14 protein-coding genes and 1 pseudogene are annotated in these 18,693 nt (G+C 37.3%); 7 read left to right on the forward strand and 8 right to left on the reverse strand.

Features of this window, described 5'->3' with window-relative positions; translation table 11 throughout:
• Positions 1–94 precede the first annotated feature (94 nt).
• On the forward strand, positions 95–565 hold the full coding sequence (locus C427_RS11835) for a hypothetical protein (protein WP_007635545.1): 471 nt from the start codon (positions 95–97) through the stop codon (positions 563–565).
• Positions 566–606: 41 nt separating this feature from the next.
• Here the strand turns inward: C427_RS11835 and bfr (C427_RS11840) are convergent.
• The 5 genes and pseudogenes from bfr (C427_RS11840) to C427_RS11860 form a co-directional block, all read right to left on the reverse strand.
• Positions 607–1,076 (reverse strand): annotated as a pseudogene (gene bfr, locus C427_RS11840) (bacterioferritin).
• 1 nt (position 1,077) lies between these two features.
• Positions 1,078–1,551: a bacterioferritin gene (gene bfr, locus C427_RS11845; RefSeq protein ID WP_007635548.1), complete on the reverse strand. Its 474-nt coding sequence runs from the start codon at positions 1,549–1,551 to the stop codon at positions 1,078–1,080.
• Positions 1,552–1,679: 128 nt separating this feature from the next.
• Positions 1,680–3,260: a cation:proton antiporter family protein gene (locus C427_RS11850; protein ID WP_007635550.1), complete on the reverse strand. Its 1,581-nt coding sequence runs from the start codon at positions 3,258–3,260 to the stop codon at positions 1,680–1,682.
• A gap of 458 nt (positions 3,261–3,718) precedes the next feature.
• Entirely contained in the window at positions 3,719–4,030 is a 312-nt protein-coding gene (locus C427_RS27495; RefSeq protein ID WP_226991063.1) for a hypothetical protein, read from the reverse strand.
• A gap of 393 nt (positions 4,031–4,423) precedes the next feature.
• Positions 4,424–5,665, reverse strand: a complete 1,242-nt coding sequence (locus C427_RS11860; RefSeq protein WP_007635552.1) for a tyrosine-type recombinase/integrase — start codon at positions 5,663–5,665, stop codon at positions 4,424–4,426.
• Positions 5,666–6,403: 738 nt separating this feature from the next.
• Between C427_RS11860 and C427_RS11865 the strand changes: the two genes are divergently transcribed.
• Positions 6,404–7,075 carry a hypothetical protein gene (locus tag C427_RS11865; RefSeq protein WP_007635553.1) on the forward strand — a complete coding sequence of 224 codons (672 nt, stop codon included), beginning with the start codon at positions 6,404–6,406 and terminating at the stop codon, positions 7,073–7,075.
• 159 nt (positions 7,076–7,234) lie between these two features.
• On the opposite strand, the gene clpB is transcribed toward C427_RS11865, so the two are convergent.
• Positions 7,235–9,829, reverse strand: coding sequence for an ATP-dependent chaperone ClpB (clpB, locus tag C427_RS11870; RefSeq protein ID WP_007635554.1), 2,595 nt, complete (start codon positions 9,827–9,829; stop codon positions 7,235–7,237).
• 437 nt (positions 9,830–10,266) lie between these two features.
• On the opposite strand from clpB, the gene C427_RS11875 reads away from it, so the two are divergent.
• Positions 10,267–10,503 carry a hypothetical protein gene (locus C427_RS11875; protein ID WP_007635555.1) on the forward strand — a complete coding sequence of 79 codons (237 nt, stop codon included), beginning with the start codon at positions 10,267–10,269 and terminating at the stop codon, positions 10,501–10,503.
• A 1,454-nt stretch (positions 10,504–11,957) separates the two neighbouring features.
• Here C427_RS11875 and C427_RS11880 read toward each other — a convergent pair.
• Positions 11,958–12,416: a PGPGW domain-containing protein gene (locus C427_RS11880; protein ID WP_015430875.1), complete on the reverse strand. Its 459-nt coding sequence runs from the start codon at positions 12,414–12,416 to the stop codon at positions 11,958–11,960.
• 73 nt (positions 12,417–12,489) lie between these two features.
• On the opposite strand from C427_RS11880, the gene C427_RS11885 reads away from it, so the two are divergent.
• From C427_RS11885 to C427_RS24940, 3 genes are all read left to right on the forward strand, one after another.
• Entirely contained in the window at positions 12,490–13,944 is a 1,455-nt protein-coding gene (locus tag C427_RS11885; RefSeq protein ID WP_007635561.1) for a phospholipase D-like domain-containing protein, read from the forward strand.
• A gap of 72 nt (positions 13,945–14,016) precedes the next feature.
• Positions 14,017–14,784 carry an endonuclease/exonuclease/phosphatase family protein gene (locus tag C427_RS11890; RefSeq protein ID WP_007635562.1) on the forward strand — a complete coding sequence of 256 codons (768 nt, stop codon included), beginning with the start codon at positions 14,017–14,019 and terminating at the stop codon, positions 14,782–14,784.
• A gap of 705 nt (positions 14,785–15,489) precedes the next feature.
• Positions 15,490–15,894, forward strand: coding sequence for an SDR family NAD(P)-dependent oxidoreductase (locus C427_RS24940; RefSeq protein ID WP_226991072.1), 405 nt, complete (start codon positions 15,490–15,492; stop codon positions 15,892–15,894).
• A gap of 240 nt (positions 15,895–16,134) precedes the next feature.
• Here the strand turns inward: C427_RS24940 and nhaA are convergent, their stop codons facing one another.
• Positions 16,135–17,493: a Na+/H+ antiporter NhaA gene (gene nhaA / locus C427_RS11905; protein ID WP_007635564.1), complete on the reverse strand. Its 1,359-nt coding sequence runs from the start codon at positions 17,491–17,493 to the stop codon at positions 16,135–16,137.
• Between the two features lie 387 nt (positions 17,494–17,880).
• Here nhaA and C427_RS11910 point away from each other — a divergent pair, with 387 nt between their 5' ends.
• The gene (locus tag C427_RS11910; protein ID WP_007635565.1) at positions 17,881–18,657 is read left to right on the forward strand and encodes a PRC-barrel domain-containing protein; all 777 of its coding nucleotides are present in this window, start codon (positions 17,881–17,883) and stop codon (positions 18,655–18,657) included.
• Positions 18,658–18,693 lie beyond the last annotated feature (36 nt).

Genomic DNA, 18,693 nt, shown 5'->3' on the forward strand with positions numbered 1-18,693 from the left:
GTTCTTTTATTCAAAAAAAATTTAAATACTTACTTGTTAATGACTATGTTTTTGAACACAATTAGTGCCAGTTTATTCTAGGCGCAGTGTAATTGTGAATCCTACTTTTTTTGCCAAAATATTACTCCCTTTGCTCGTTTTTACAGCAGCTGTAGGACTATTTTTAAATTATACAGATTCTTCACCTATAAAAACCACAAAACAGTGCAACATTGATCTAACGCAAGAATGTGTTGTATTTGATAAGAACAAACAAATTTCAGTTCAATTTCTACAAGTGATTGAGTTAGAGGAAGAATTAGCACTCACTATTACTGTGCCAAACAACACAAATATTACACAAATGTGGGTACAAGGTATCAATATGTATATGGGGAAAAATGCTGTAATAGTTGACTCTGTATACGCAAAGAAACAGCAAAAGGTTTATAACGCACGTTTATTTTTAGGCTCTTGTAGTGAGCCGTTAATGAGATGGCAACTCATTATTCAGACCAGCGATGAAAGCCAATCAGAGCAGTCTTGGTTTTTTAATTTTGCTACAGATAGAAACAAGGAAAGTTGAATAAGTCCACGCTCATCCAACGTCCAAAATAGTGTGTTATCTTACATCTGAGATTGTAGATAAATTGACCAAACCTGGACGTTTGATCAACCCTATTTTGCTGTTTAAGGCCATTGGGATGAACCATTTCAGGGTCATCCAGAAGAACTAACTATATGTGTCGGGTAACATAATCTTGCTCTGCGTCACAAATACTCATGGTGTCTTTTAAAGCTTGAGCAACGGCATACTCAACCCGCAAATCACTTTCTAACATCGAAGGTACATCTGTACCTATCATAAGTCCGTCACGGTCGACCATGTTAGGTGTGCCTTCTAAAAACAGCATCCGCTCTATTAATTTGGTGGCGTGACCTTTCTCATCATCAAATTCATGGGAAATACGTTCATATAACTTATAAAATCCCCAGTCTTGATACATTTGAGAATGAATAAAGTATTGATCCATAGCTGCTAACTCAAAGGCGAGTAGGGCATTAAGTTGGTCAATTATGACTTTTATACCTTGCATATTAGTCTCCTTCAACTTGGCTTTGTAAATAATTTTCTAGACCTAAATGTTTAATTTGATATTGCTGGGTTTCAATCCAATCAATATGATCTTCTTCGTAGCTTAAGATGGATTCAAGTAAATCACGAGTCACAAAATCTTGTAACGTCTCACATAAATGAATAGATTTTTTTAATAATGGAATTTGTGAATTCTGAAAAGTCATATCGCAGCTCAGCATTTCAACCGTTTCTTCACCTATCATTAATTTACCCAACATTTGTAAATTAGGTAAACCTTCCAGAAATAAAATACGCTCTATTAATTGATCGGCTTGTTTCATATCTTTAATAGATTTTTTGTAGGCCGCGTTATTTAGTTTCTCTAGCCCCCAATTTTTAAACATGCGCGCATGTAAAAAATATTGATTTATTGATGTGAGTTCGAAGGTAAGTATTTCATTTAATGCAACTAATACTTGTTTATCGCCTTTCATTAACTGTATTCCATTGTAGTAACTAATAACAAATTATAATAGTAAGCGCTTAGAAAAACCACCGTTAATTAGAAAATAATCTTATAAAACAAGGTGATACATAATACAAACGATTCTCGTTTCAATCTTTATTTAGGCCTTACATACTCTGGTAATAGCTGCAGACTTTCCTCAGCAAACCCCGTTCCAGCCTCGGTAAAAAAGTTAAACACCTTATCTGAACCTGCCTCTATAAGTGGTTGTATCTCGTCTTCATAACGGGCAATAGATGCTATTTTGCCTGAATAATTAGCGTGTTGAAGTTGCTCGGTAATATTGCAGATATCATCAATAGAAGGTAACGCCAGTAAGATTAACTGTACTTGGGTTAAGTCCATATTCTCCCATAAATCGACGTCCTCTCCGTCTCCCACCATGGCTTGATAGCCTATTGTTTTCAGATGACTTATACGGCTAGGATCTGCATCCATTCCCCAAACTATATTACCTACCATGCTGTTAAGAGATAAATAAGCACCTTTGCCGACTCTTCCCAAACCGATCACTATAATCTCAGCCCCAACTGGTTGTACGTAAACGTCTTCATGCAACCGGTGTGGACTTTCAAAAGTTTTGAGTCGGTCTTTAAATTTGGTGTATTGGTTGTGTGAGGTTTTGTAAGCTAAACCAGTTAATACAAAGGAAAACGATACGGCCAAAGCTAAAACCACTAACCACTGGGCACTTAACCATCCTAGGCTTACTAACAATGCAACTACAATGAGACCAAACTCACTATAGTTTGATAACACCAGACTGGCTAAATAACTGGTACGTGCTCTTAATTTTAAAAAAGTAAATAACGAAAAGAACAAAGCAAACTTAATGGGGATAAATAAGCAAAGTATTATGGCTGTCAGCATTAGGTCTAGGGTAGGGAGCGCACTAAAGCCAATGGTAAGGAAAAAGCCGACCAGAAAAATATCTTTAAAATTCATGAGGGCTTTTGACATTTCTGCAGACTTTACATGTGTAGCGATAAACATTCCGACAATTAAAGCGCCTAAATCACCTTTAATTCCCAAAGCTTCAAAAAGCTCGTAACCACCCAATGCAAATAGGAACCCAGATAATATTAATAATTCACCATGACCCACACGCTCTAAAATCATTGACCATATTGGTTTTGCGAAAAATAATAATAACAATAATAACGACCATATAGACGGTACTTTTCCTGTAGCGATAACTAGAAAAAGCACGGCTACTATGTCCTGCATAATCAACACACCAATGGCTAACTTGCCATGACGGGTCTTGATTTCACCACTTTCCTCGAGAATTTTAACAATACACACGGTGCTACTAAAGCTTAATGAAAAAGCGAGTAGGGCTTGTGATGACCAGTCTAAGTCAGCAAAAGCCGCTAAACCAAGCCAAGACACAGCAAATAATAATAAGTTTATTATGGTTACCCATATTACCGAGTGGAAAATACTACCTAACCAGACTTCTTTTTTATACAAATCACGCACATTAAGCTTTAAACCAATGGTAAATAACATCAAAGTTATGCCTAAATTGGCGATTGTCTGCAAGGCGTCTGTTGAGTGAAAACCCAGGTAATTTAGAGTAAATCCTGCAATCAAATAACCGATCAGAGGAGGCAAGCCAACCAATTTAAGGCCAAGACCACAGATGAATGCTAGGAGAATAAATGCGAATTCCATATGAACTCTATGACAATAATGAAGTGACTATTATGGTAACGATTTTATTTAGGAAAGCTAGTTGAAGAATGGTAAGTTAATGTTTTTGTGATAATTAAGAGATCTCTTAGATGGTTGATTACTCATCGAATAAACAAACATTAACTTACCATTCGTTGACAATAATCAATATCCCATCCAGTAACTACTGTTTTAATGACTTCTAAAATTGGATTCATCATCGGTGATTAATATTCATTAAAAGTGATTGGGAAAGACTGTTTTTATCATTGTCAACTAACGTCAGGTTTTACACTGAGTTTTCACTTTTAAATGGGAAGTTAGGTTACGAAATTACTCTATTAAAGGCCCCAGAAACATAGAATTATCTATTGTAGAACGTCAGAAGAGTATTTAAACCTAGGATTAATTAAATTATTTTGAATCTAGCATTTTTGAAAGTTTGTTAAGCTCTTCCATTAGTCTGTTTTCTTTAACCCGAGTTCACCTAACTCAAAAGTGATTTCAGTTTCTCTGCGTTTGACTTGTTCATAGGTTAACGTATTTTGAGCCTGTGTTATTTGAGTGTGCAACTTATCAATACGTTTATACCGGTCAGACCTGTCTAGTAACTCAAGTTTTTCTGTGAACCTTGCCAAAGATACAAGATTGACCCTTATGCCAAAATCTATACATTGTTCATACGTCTTCTCAGAATTTTTATAGTTATTCTGTCGGATCAAAGTTTTAATTGTTTCTACTTTATCAGAACGGGATTTATCACTAAGCACGTGTTGCTCAATTACCGCAATTAGCTTGTTTAGAAGCAGTGAGGTTATGTAGATTCTTTATTGTCATATTTATACACTCAATTTAACATAATATACATTATAGGAACTCAAGTATGTAGGTCCTTATTAATGATATATCGACAAGTAACTAAAAATGGTCAGTAATTGAATGTGCCTAGCACAAGTTTGTTTTTATAAATCGGTTGTCTGATGTGGAACAACCTTATTAATGAATAACGTAATTTCTCTACTTAGCAACGTATGATTTGTTATACAGACTTTGCTAAATACTTATTTTAGTTCTGCCAACTGCCAGCAACTACAGATTAAGTAATCAAAGTACTATATAAAGCGTATTTTAACTATTACGTGGTAATTCGGAACGTAATTAGCTTAATCTACTTTCCTTTGTTTACCACTTTCAGCACGTTTCTTATTTTCGCTTTGCACATAAACAGTGTCGGTGGTTGCCATACTTGCATGGCCAAGGTCTTCTGAAATATCTTTTAGAGGGCGACCACGTTCGATTTCCATACTGGCACCAGTATGTCTTAACCAGTGTGCAGAAGCTTCTTTTAACTTTAACGCCTTATTTTCACCTTCTGATGTGCGCATGTTTTCATGAGCTTGATCTAAAACACTTTGTACTAAACGTCGTAAGTGTCGAGATGTCATTCCACCTTGGCCACGTATTTTTTCGACTAGCACTAAATTTTCATTACTTGATGGCAATCCTATCAAACCACGGGAAATGCGATAACGTTCTAAGAAAGGTAAAAAATCTATAGGAACTGTGATATCACGAATCTTACGGCTTTTACCAAATATTTTAAGCCACCAATTTTCATCATCATCTTGCCAGAAATGGCCCATTGTTGGAGACCAATTTGTGCGTTCTGATAACTCTGAAATCCTTAAAAATAAGGTTTTTAGTGCAACAATCACAAATAAGTTACGTTCAAATACCGGGTTGTCATCAGCCATTTCAACAGCCGTATCTAAGACATATTGCCACTGACTACCTGTTAAACGTTTAATTTCTTTAACTTGTGAGTCGATTATAAAATGTCGGCAATCTTTTTTAGCTATTTGTGCTGGGTTACCAATGCAAAAATCTTCAGCCATTAAATAGTTATAAAAAACGATGATTGCTGTAAACATTGACGAAAGTGTTTGTTGCGATGGTCGATATTTTTTCTTATCAATAATAAATTGTGTTTTTTGACTTTTAGGTGCCTGAATCTTGTACGGGAACCAAAACTCATTGGCACATGAATAACCATTCATTATTTTAAATCGTTCTTGATTTGACGTACCTATCCAACTCACGGGTGGATGCCAACAAAAGTCAGCGAATTCCAATAAGTCTGTCTTACGTAGTTGATCTATAGGTTTCTTTTTCTCAATAAATGACCATAAAAGAAAACGTTCAACGTCATTTCTAAATCGGTCGTAGGTGTGTGTCGATTTATTTCTACCTATATAATTTAAGAAAACTTTTCCCCAGTTAAATTGTTCAAGCCACCAAGATTCATTTGATGAAAATATTTCTTTTAACTCTGGATAATCTTTAAAATCAAAATCACATAAATCAAGGTACGGTGGGTATAAAGGCACAGGCTTTTTAAGTAACATTATTTTTTTAATTCTTAGTAATTAGATTCAAGATAGCTAGTTTAATACACTATTACGTTATGTCCAATACTGAAGAGTATTGGACATAGTGGGGGTGTTTATCTTATATATGCAGTTATTGTGACCCATTATTTTATTGTCGTGCAAATGTATTAAATTAGTTTTTGTATAACCCATTATTTTAATTGAGGAATATAAATATACATCTCTTAATTAAAAAGCATTATAAGCGCAAATCCTAGGTTATATGGTCTGTTTGAAATGACTTATTTTATAAAACCTTAACTGACATTGCCCATGTAGATAAAGTTATATGAAGTTATATAAAGTTGAAAGTTACATTGGTTGCCTAGTAGAAAAAGTGTGATTAATAGAGCTTATCCCCTACCCCACATATCAATTAATATGACATTCATGTAACAATACAATCTAGCTTAACACTGCTTATAAAATGAAAAGGACAATGTAAATATATTGAATTCGTTTTCGGCAACAGTTCATAATTACGAATTAATTTAGGTTAATAAGAATACAAAAGCCATCTTTTTAAGGTGATATTATTGTAAATCTGATTATAAAATATGAAATGCTTTCTGTGGTGATGAGATTAATGATGTGAAGAATACTTTGCCAACAAAATATCGTAATATTTGCAAGTGCAATACAGCATGTATTATGGCTTGTAGAACGCTGATTATACTTGGTCTTTTAAGTAGTTTACTTCAGAGTGTTAGTCTAATGGCAAGTGATACTCAACCCCATTGTCAGCGTAGTTTCAACTATTCTATTTATCTCAGTGGTCTACATACAGGTGAAATGGTCCGCACTGAGAATTGGTTGGACAGATCTGCCGTTATCACCTCAAAAAGTGAAGCCAGTATTTTAGGCATTGGCACTCAATATCAACAACGTTCTGAGTTGTCGTGGTCAGATATTAGTCAAGAATGGCTGACGGACAACTTTCATCAACAAATAACAGGTTTTCGCTCCCGAAATATGCAAGTCATCCTTGCCAATAATGGCCTTGAATCACGTGTTGATCTTGATGGGGCAATCACGACTTACCAATCAAAAACGCTACCATTAAGAGATGTCGACACCATAACCATTCAAATACGTGAAAATATACTTAATAATCGACAGAAATTTACACTTTTAAGACAAGCCTCTGATGCTGTAGAACCCTATCAGTTCTCTGTTAAAGAAACAGTAATCACCACCATAGCCTCTTGGGGCGAAATTCAACTTATACCGGTCGAGCAAACAGGCTCAGAAGTAGTCACATACTTTTTTGCGCCAAGCATGAACTACCAACTGGTGAAAGCTCATTTCCATGGTCTGATTTTACAAGGAATGATTGAACTAAATAGTTACAATTCATCTTGCGACACAATCAAAAACGATAACTGATTCAAACCGAAGTAGCTTAAGCTCATTAACCACGGCAATTATATGCTAATGCCGTTTTGATAGCCTTGAATACTCATTAAAATTTTGGCGTTTTATTTTAATTAAAACGCCAATTAGGTATTTCAAAATTTAATTAGCTTTGTAAAGAGACGCATGCAATTAAACGAGGTTGCCGGATGTTGTCTGAGTAAACTTCACTTCGCCGCCCTCCATGACAACATGAATAATATCTCCAGGACTAAACTCGCCACCTAGAATTCGTTTAGCTAACTGTTTTTCAATCTGATTTTTGATTACTCGTTTTAATGGCCTAGCACCGTAGACTGGGTCAAAACCTGCATCGGCAATCACATCCACCACGTTGTCTGAAATATCTAACGACAAGTCCTGCTCTGCTAGGCGTTTATGCAAATAGTTTAATTGTATTTTTGCTATCTGTCTCACTTGGTCTTTTTTAAGTGGATGGAACACCACAATTTCGTCTAGTCGATTGATAAACTCTGGTCTAAAATGTTGGCCTACCACTTCTAAGACCCTCTTTTTTATCTCTTCATAATTTTCTTCACCCGCAACATCTAATATCAAGTGACTACCTAAATTTGATGTCATCACTATTACCGTATTCCGAAAATCTACTGTGCGTCCTTGTCCGTCAGTCAGGCGTCCATCATCAAGTACCTGTAGTAATATATTAAAAACATCAGGATGAGCTTTTTCGACCTCGTCCAATAATACAACTGCATAAGGTCGACGTCTCACGGCTTCAGTCAGATAACCACCCTCTTCATATCCTACATATCCGGGAGGAGCACCAACCAGTCGTGCAACAGAATGTTTCTCCATAAATTCAGACATATCGATGCGTACAATAGAGTCTTCAGTGTCAAACAGAAATTCTGCGAGTGCTTTAGTTAATTCGGTTTTACCAACACCTGTCGGACCCAAAAATAAGAATGAGCCATTTGGCCGTTGTGGATCAGCCAGCCCCGCTCTTGAACTTCTTATGGAATCTGATACCGCTGTTATCGCTTCCTCTTGACCAATAACTCGGCTATGCAGCGCCTCTTCCATTTTTAAAAGTTTTTCGCGTTCTCCTGAAAGCATTTTTGATACGGGTATACCCGTCCACTTCGAGACAACTTCAGCTATTTCTTCATCCGTTACTTTATTCCTCAGTAAGGTCATTTCTTTGGTTTGATTCTGACTTACTACGATTAATTTAGCTTCGAGCTCAGGTATTCTTCCATATTGAATCTCTGACATGCGGGTTAAATCACTTGCCCTGCGTGCAGCTTCAAGCTCCCTTCTTGCTTGTTCTAGCTCTTCCTTGACCTGGGTTTCACCTTGCACGTAGGCTTTTTCGGAGATCCAAGTTTCTTTTAAGTCAGAAAATTCCAGCTCTAAGACATTCACTTCTTCGTCAAGATTGTTTAACCTTTTTTTAGACGCGTCGTCGGTTTCTTTTTTCAATGCTTCACGTTCAATTTTTAATTGGATTAAGCGCCTGTCGAGCTTATCCATTTCTTCAGGCATCGAATCAATTTCCATTCGAATACGTGATCCAGCCTCATCAATAAGGTCGATGGCTTTGTCTGGCAATTGACGATCAGCTATATACCGTTGTGACAATAAGGTCGCGGCTACTATGGCAGAGTCGGTGATTGCCACACCATGATGCACTTCATACTTTTCCTTTAGGCCCCGTAAAATAGCAATCGTGTCTTCAATAGACGGTTCTTCTACAAGTACTTTTTGAAAGCGACGCTCTAGCGCCGTATCTTTCTCAATATATTTTCTGTATTCATCTAGGGTTGTTGCACCAACACAATGAAGTTCGCCTCTTGCTAAAGCGGGTTTAAGCATGTTTCCAGCGTCCATTGCTCCGTCGCTTTTCCCCGCACCTACGATAGTGTGAATTTCGTCGATGAATAAAATGACATTACCTTCTTGTCTTGCAACATCATTTAGAACCGCTTTAAGACGCTCTTCAAATTCCCCTCTAAATTTAGCACCTGCAATCAGTGCTGCCATATCCAAAGATAGTAATCTTCGACCTTTTAAACCCTCAGGAACCTCTCCATTGACAATACGTTGAGCTAGGCCTTCAACAATGGCCGTTTTTCCGACACCTGGTTCGCCGATTAAAACGGGGTTGTTTTTTGAGCGTCGCTGCAATACTTGAATAACACGTCTGATTTCATCATCACGACCAATAACGGGATCCAGTTTCCCTTGCTCAGCTCTTTCTGTTACGTCAATACTATATTTATCTAAGGCATCACGCTGCTCTTCTGCATTTGCATCATTAACGGGTTGTCCACCTGTGGCTTCCGCTATTGCTTTTTCGAGAGCAAGTGTCGTGGCACCGGAGTCTTTCATTAACTTACCGATCTGCCCTTTATCTGCTGTACAAGCGAGCAAAAACAAGTCACTAGAGATAAATTTATCACCACGTTTTTGGGCTAACTTGTCTGTTTGATTAAACAACCTAGCAAGTTCACTAGAGACATGGATCTCTCCGTTGCTGTCTTCTAACTTGGCAATACGCTCGAGGGATTCACCTAGTTGTGATCTAAGTTTATTAATATCGACATCTGACTTATTTAACAAAGGTCTTGCTGTGCCATCGTCCTGATTGAGCAAAGCAAATAATAAGTGCACTGGCTCAATTGTTGGATTGTCATGACCCAACGCTAAGCTTTGCGCATCCGACAACGCTAGTTGCAGTTTACTAGTAAATTTATCCATTCTCATATTTATGCTCTCTATTAATCGACACTGAATTATTCAGTTTTAGTAAAAATATAACGTTGTCAGGACATAAATTTGATGACCTAACTTGATTTTGCAAACCTACAACAGAGTATAAAATTTGATTTGAAAAGACCCATCACGGATTCTATTATTTAAGCAAAAATACTGGGTTACATGTGTTTCAACCGCATGCGAAATAAGAAAAGAATTCTACGCATGGGAGAAAAATTGTTCAATCAATGCTGATAAATTTGATATGGGTGATGAATCCAGTCCATCAACACTGAATATAATTAGTCTCATTATTTGAGAAGGGTCATAGTGATAATCTTGATTCTCATTATAAATAAATCTGGCGTGCCCCTAAGATTTAAAGATTTTATACGCTTTAAATCTTAGCATCGGAACATTTTGAGCTTACAGAGTTTTGTGAATTAGTGGCAAACAAACACTTTGGCACCGTTGTGGTGCTAAAAGACAATAAACTATGCAGTACTTCTCTTAAAAATGTTGCTGATAAAAGTAGGTTAGTGTCCACAGAAACCCCTGCCCTAGCCAGTGCTTTGTCAATGGGGATATGTTTTGGAAATACTGACCTGACACCTGGCTTACACAGTTTTAAGCATGAGATCCCGGGTTCATTGGGTACACATTGGCCCAGGGCTAAAGCATAAATACCCATTGCTAATGGGTACACCCTGGCAGATTTTACTTCAAGCAAACATTTCTAAAAACACAGCGGTCTATTAAGCTCGTGTATATGGTTTGATAAGCTCGTCCAAAAACAATCAGTTTTAGGTATATAAGATCCTATCTTACGGGTTTTGAATATATCGAGACAGTCATAAAAACTTTATGACTGTCTCGAACAGCTATGATGCTGTTGCTCCTAAATTTAAAGGACTAGGAGTCTGAGGGAGCCCCACAAAATCATAGATGAGTTTTAGGTTTATTTATGAGCGTTTGTAATGTTGCTATAGCCGCTACCCAAAGCCGTTTTAGCAGCTTGAGATTTTTATCTTTTTAGGCTCTTAAGCCTATAAATTTGTTTGATAAAACGTTTTTCCGCTTAACTGAACTAGATTGATACTGCCTATGTTTTCTCACTTCTTTTACCGTTAACCCGAGTAAAAATAGTAAGTTATTGTGCTATGCAAGCAACGCTCAATAACACACCTAGTCTTTTTATTATGCGATTATCACCAGGATTAATGCCTAGCCCCGTTTTTAAATCTCGAAAACTTTCTTCTATTTGCATTCTAGTGGAATAAATTCTGTTTACTTTTTTACATAAGTCTTTTGTTTAAGTCAGTGATATCGCTAACAACCGAGGTTCTTTTTCGCGTTCAGCACAAGCCCGCGATTTTTTGCTATTACGTGAATCTTCTCCTGTGGCTGTTTTATCTTTGTGAACTTTGGGATTGCGTTTAAATACAACCAGCCTTGTTTCAAAAGAATTATTGTTTCGTGTGACTAGCTGAAAAACCCCAAAATCTTTGGATTTTCTAGATCCTTTTGATTAAAGATTTTTCAACGGATGCCATGTATCGCTTGATTTCCTTTTGCAATAGGTTCTATTTATAACTCTTGCTATAAAATCCCAACTGAGTGATTCCATCAACCTAAACCACTGATTTCGAAAACCGGCATCCGTCACGATAATAGGCTGACAACGTTTGGGTAGCATAGCTTTTAATTTACTCATAAACTGACGGTGAGTTTGAGGTTTTTATTTTGTATTTAAAGGGGGCACTTCTTCATTCAACGTTTACGAACGCCCTTGTGTTGCCAATGATGCCCTTAGCAAAAAGTGTTGTTTTCGGTTGTCTATATCTGACCAATTAACCCAGATGACTGAGCGACTATCCTGTGCGATTAGCTTCGTGATCATGCACTGATAAATCAACTCAGTTTTGCAATGTGAATAACTATTATTACAGAGCCTATCAACCCTTTTTATAAAGTGTTTCTCTAATGCTTTATTGTCAATATTACGTCCAAGCCCAGTAACAGAAAAGGAGCTACCATTCATTGCGCTTTCCGCTGCGCAAGACAAGCTTAATGGTTAAGGTAATGGCTTTTCAATACTCAATAACCGCATCAGGCAAGATGCAAATAAAACAGAGTTTCAATCAAAAATAAAGGGGGGTTTCTTGGCTTTAACTCGGATCCAGTTAAGAGTTGTACGTACTGATTTTCGAGAAAGAATATTTTGTTCCATCTTGTCTTTGCCCGGAAACGGGAGCAAGCTGAGACCAATTAACATGGTGATTAACCCTTGGCCGGGTAAAACTAACATCACTATCCCTATCAACAATAAGCATACCCCAACAATGATTTTTGCAAGGTTTATCAGCTGGGTTAGGTTGGAGTTTATCAACTTTAAATGAGGAACGACAATTACATTCTCAGCAGTTATTTGTCTGCGGATAAAGTAACGTTTATCCATTTGGGTGATGATGCAACTTATGATTATAAAATAAACAATAGCAGACGCAGTCGATAACACTATGGTTAGAAATATAACATCAGCGCCAAGAGTTTCATTCAGGTATTTTGCAATGTTGTTGTAATATTCTGTCAGCACTTTTATTTTCCATCATTGATCTAGCAGCATCAATTATTAATGCACTTCGAAGTTGAATCCAAGGTTGAGTTTTATGCAAATATTTGAAATGTTGATTGAATGGGTCTCCCTCCATTGGGTAACAATCTCTGTCATTTTACATTTTAGCTTATCTCTTGTGACATCGTTACATGTGCTTTTGTTTAAAGAAAACGAGCGTACATCACTTGCCTGGATTGGCCTTGTTATATTTTCGCCCTTTGTGGGAAGCTTGTTTTACTGGTTGTTTGGGATAAATCGCATCAAGCGTTTAGCGCAAAAAAAACATCCACAGATTCTTAAAGAAGATTTTAGGTGCCAAGAAAAACCCATTCAGTTTCATAAACTACCTAAAAAATGGCATTCAGCCATTATTTCAGGATTTACTATTCATCCAGTAAATCATGTCTCAAATAACACAGTTGAACCGCTGATTAATGGCGATATTGCCTACCCTGCAATGATTCAATCCATTCATAGCGCTAAGCGTTATATCGTTTTATCGAGCTATATTTTTGATTATGATTCACTTGGACGTTTATTTGTTGATGCCTTAGCTAAAGCACATCAACGAGGGGTTATTGTGAACGTTTTACTGGACGGGATCGGGATTGGATATAGTTGGCACAAATCAGACCGAGCTTTAAATAAAATGGGCGTGAAAACCGCCCGTTATTTACCTGTCGTTTCGTTTACTAGCATTCGCTTTATCAACCTAAGAAACCACAGGAAAATACTTTGCATCGATGGTGACGTGGCTTACATAGGCGGAATGAATCTAACCAAAAATAATGTGGTTAAATTTTCAGTACACCCTATTGATGATGTTCAGTTTAAAGTAACCGGTCCAGTGATTGACCAGATTAGTCAGGTTTTTAAAGAGGATTGGTTTTTTGCAACCGGCGAGTTGATCGAATTCCCCAGCTATCATTCAGTCACAAGTGAGCAAACAAATGAACAATCCGTCATTGCCCGAGTCATTCAAGATGGCCCAGATGAAAACCACAACAGAATCCGCTGGACACTGATTAATGCATTGGTTTGCGCACAACACAGCGTAAAAATCATGACACCCTATTTTATCCCAGATCAAATATTAATGAGCTCACTTCATGCTGCAGCATTGCGTGGTGTGTGCATCGAAATTATTGTGCCTCAACATAGTAATATTCCTTTTGTAGACTGGGTGATGGAAGCAAACTTCTCGAGAATAATAGAGCACGGTATTCAGATATATAAAAACAAAAGGCCTTTTGATCACAGTAAGATTGTCCTTATCGATGATATCTGGTCATTTATTGGATCCAGCAATTGGGATGCTAGAAGCCTGGAATTCAATTTCGAAATAAACTTGGAATGTTATGATGAGGTTCTGAATACGAAACTCACAGATATGTTTACCTTAAAAAAACATAATTCTATTGCTGTGGTTGCGGACGAAATTAATGGCCTACCTATCTACAAAAAAATTCGCAATAACCTGTTTCGTTTATTTTCACCTTATCTATAACCCTATCGGTAGGTTACTACACCCTGTTGTCAAAAATTGTATTAAAGAGCGGGTAACAAAGGGATTATTTTTATGATTAAGAGTCGATATAGTAAAGTTGAGTCTCTAAAAATTATGGGTCTCGCTTCAAAACAGGTGTTAGGACCAGACATCAATATTTTATTGTGGAATGTATTTAAATGCGGTAAGAACGGATGGCGGGACGATTTTTTAAAACTTATGGAGAACAAAGATTTAATTCTGCTACAAGAAGCTATTTTAAACTCTCCCCTCGACCCGCATTTTAATAAGTCATTAAAGCATCAGTGGATTATGGCGCGTAGCTTCAGAAACGTAAAAACCAACATCGAAACTGGGGTTAAAACTGGGTCGACTGTTACGGCAAATAAACATTATTTTGCAGCGTCAAAACACAGCGAGCCGATTTCAAATACAAAAAAAATGTTGCTGGCAACAGTATATCCGTTAGATACATCGGCACAATCATTGCTGGTTCTCAATTGTCATATTATTAACTTTGTTTCTTTTAAAAAATTCAGGGCGCACCTCAAGCAAGTATTCCAAACACTAGAGCATCATACTGGGCCTATATTATTGGCAGGTGATTTTAATACTTGGAATGGAAAAAGATTAAAATATTTTACTGAGCAAGCGTTGTCGTTTTCGTTACAGGAAGTGGAAATGAAGCGCCAGCCAAGGTTGAGTCATTTATTTCAGCATCTTGACCATGTTTACTGTCGCGGATTAGAAATAGTCGATGCCCTTGTACATACTGATATTCATTCTTCTGATCATTATCCAATCAGCTTGTCGTTACGTACGTTAAGTCCAGCAAAATAAAATAACTATTTGGTAAATGATATGTTCATGACATATCAATAGTTTCACTGAACTATTCTCTTCCCAGACTTATCGTCTAGCCTTATAAATCAAGGTAGGTAGTGTCCACAATTTATTAGGTATAATACCGAATGGTATCTGCCTCACCTAAGGGTAATTATGGTTAATGTTCACATGATCTTTTTAAGGTTTTCGTCATGAAAAATAAATAAACAAGCAACAGAATTACAGGCAAGCTATAAAGCAATGGTTGAAAGTGTCGAAGCGTTTGTGATGCAAGAAGGTAAACGTTGTAACAGGCTTTTCTCGAGGCAGAACAACAACTTGAGAATGCCAAGGACATAAGCAAATCAAAAATTCAGCAAGTGAGTAAAGACTTAAAGAGTACTGACGTTTGTGGGGAGATGCTGTAGAAGGCGCCAGTGAAGCATATAAAGATCAAATAACATTTGATTTAGCTTATGTTAATAATCCAATTTGGAATTAGTTTCAGAGTATCGCTGATTCAAATACACTAGAATTTATAGCGTTCACAAGGACTCTAAAGGAATATTCATACCAATATCTGTGGACCAGCCCCGTCAGATCATCCTGAAATAGCTGAATAGTCAAATTTATTGATACTAATAGAATTGATTAATTTTTTACTAGCTCATATACATTAAGGATATCAACATAAAAAGAGTCGAAAATAAAACAGCATTAATAACCGGTGCTGCACTGGGTATTGGTAAAGCCACCGCCCTTCTTATAGCGCAACAAGGCGCGAAGGTAGCCATAACAGACATCAATGATAAACAAGGTCAAAACCTCACTGATGAGATCAATGCAGCTGGCGGTGTAGCTAAATATTGGCATCTAGAGACGTCAAATGAAGACAACGTTCAACAGGTGTTTTCTGAAGTGGCCAGTGAGTTTGGAACAATTGATATCCTGGTTAATAACGCGGGTATAGCCGGAGTCAATAAACCCACTCATGAAATAACCAAAATAGAATGGGAATCTCTAATGAATATCAACGTCACAGGCGTGTTGTATCTCGCATCGGATGAATCTAAATTCGTGACCGGTACTGAGTTAGTGATTGATGGTGGCTATACCTGTCAGTAAATTTTAGTCTGAACGGAAGTTATGTATTATTGCGGAAATCCCTAATATTAGTGACTGGCATTCTTATTTGAGATAACAACGTGCCACTAAATGAATGCATAGAATTCCTCAAAGTACAGGTTTTACAACCTTTTGGAGCCCATTCATTACAATCTTTGATGGGCTCCTTTTTGATATAGTTTGTTCTGAGCCCCCCTACTCAGCTCAAATTACCAAATGTGAAAATGGTCAAACCTCAATTTATCTTCTAGACGCAAATAATAAAAACACCGTGCCGAGAATACCAGCGATTATTGAACCAAACAAAATGCCTAATTTGGCTTGTTCAATTAATTCAGGTTGTCCTTCGAATGCTAATGCTGAGATAAATAGAGACATAGTAAACCCAATACCAGCCAAGAAACCAATACCCACGATGTGATAAAAATCTACACCCTTGGGTAGCCTTGCTATGCCCGTTTTTAGAGATAGCCACGCAAAAACACTGATCCCTATTCCTTTACCCAATACAAGACCAAATAAAACGGCCAATGTGACCACCGCATCGCTAAATTCAGGAATATCGGTGGGTATCAGCATGCCCGCGTTTAAAAAAGCAAATAACGGTAATATGATAAGACTAACGGGTTTATCAAGTGAGTTACCCCAGCGTATTATCGGTGTAGTGGTTTTTTTAGCAATATCTTCAGCTTCAACCGCCAGTGCGTGTTGCTCCCCACTTTCAAGAATAGTGGAGTCCGGTTTGTTGACCTCTTCAAAATTCTTAACCACGTTTTTCATTTTACGTTGAAACCAAACCTTGTTGGCATAAGGTCTTGTGGGAACCATTAAGGCCGCCAAAATTCCTGCCGTCGTGGCATGAATTCCAGATTGAAGAATAAACCACCACAATAAAACACCTCCGATAAAATAAAATGAGGCCTTTCTTATACCTAGCAAGTTCATCAATAACATTGCGATTAATGTCAATCCAGCCCATAAAAGCGAACTGACCACAATTTCCTCTGTATAAAAAAGACCAATAACCGCAACAGCCCCCATGTCATCAACAATAGCTAAACCTGTCAGTATAATGGCGGCGGCTCGAGGAGCTCTAGTGCCTAATAATGTTAAAATACCGATGGCAAAAGCGGTGTCCGTTGCCATCGGTATACCCCACCCCTGATAAGCGTCTATTCCACCTATACTGACAATTAGCAGATAGATTAATGCCGGTAGCACCATGCCACCTATCGCCATAGCAATCACTAAGGCGGCGTCTTTCAGATCACTCAGTGCTCCAACTAAACACTCATACTTAATTTCTAAACCCAAGATAAAGAAAAATAACACCATCAACCCATCATTTATCCAATAGTGTATTGAGTGACTGATTTCCCAGTCCCCGAGTGAAACTGCGAGCACCAGTTTACTTAAGGTTTCATATTGGTGTTGCCACCCAACATTGACCATAAGAATAGCCAGTAAAGCGGCAATAAATAACACTATTCCGGCCATAGCTTGGCTATTGATAAAGGCTTCTAAAGGTGATGATAGTTTAAGAAAGCTGCGTTCAAGTGGCGCATGCCTTCGGTTTGCATCTCTTATTTTATATTTCATAACCTTTCCTTGCAGATTTTTACTGTGTACTGATAAAGAGTATGGCTAACACCCATAATTATATTTGGCATTCGACATGAAATCGTATAAATACATAATAATAATTAGTTCTCTACTCTTTATCCTTGGCCGTAATAATAACACAACGGGTTGCAGTCAAGTTAAATGCCTGTATGTTTTGAGTTTTGGATAGCTGCATGAAATGCATTAAACATGTTGGTGCGTTATAATCATTCGTGTGCTAATTAAATTCAGTTTATATAAAATGAGATTTTTAGCCATTTGTCATCAAGCGAAGACAATATTTTAATGAGTATTATTTATGGATAGCTCCATAAATAATATTGAAAAACGTCGATAAATCAATTCATCAATGAGGAGAAAACGATGTTAGCCAGTCTAAAAGAATTAAGCGGATGCACCATTAAGGCAACTGACGGTGACTTAGGTCAGGCCAAAGATGTGTATTTTGATGATAGGTCTTTAACAATTCGTTTTTTGGTAGTTGATACCCATCCTTGGCTGCCACTGAGTCAGAAAGTATTAATAAGTCCTATTTCATTACTTGAATTTAGTGCAGATGCTTATGCAATGACGGTGTCATTGTCAAAAGACATGATAAAAAGTTGCCCCAAAGTTGAAGAGCATGAAACCGTATCTCGGGAGTTTGAAAAAATATATTACGATTATTTTGGTTACGGCTATTATTGGACTGGTGAAGGTGCATGGGGAGAATACGCATACCCGACCGCCCTATTTCGCGGAAATATACTACCTTTTGAGAGTATAGAAATAGATGACACTGAAACTGACAATGTTGCAGATGACAACCTTGAGACAGCAAACCACTTGCGTTCTGCTAATGAGCTTGCACATTACAGCATTAATGCCGTGAATGGTAAAAAGGGTTACATCTATGACTTTATTTGGGATATCTACAACTGGTCCCTAAAATATCTGGTGATTGATACGCGAGACTGGTTACCTGGTGGCAAACACGTGCTTGTCTCGCCAGAACAGTTTGAAGCTTTTAATTGGGGGAGTAGAACGGTTAACTGCAATATGAGTTTGCAACAGATAAAAGCCTGTCCTGAATATCGTTCAGATAAATTAAATGACAGTAAATACCTGAAACAAGTTAAGCAAAAACTACAGGGCATATAATGATTCGATTAAGTGATATGTTAAATGCATAGGTTG

The sequence above is a fragment of the Paraglaciecola psychrophila 170 genome, assembly GCF_000347635.1.
In the GTDB taxonomy this organism is placed as follows: domain Bacteria; phylum Pseudomonadota; class Gammaproteobacteria; order Enterobacterales; family Alteromonadaceae; genus Paraglaciecola; species Paraglaciecola psychrophila.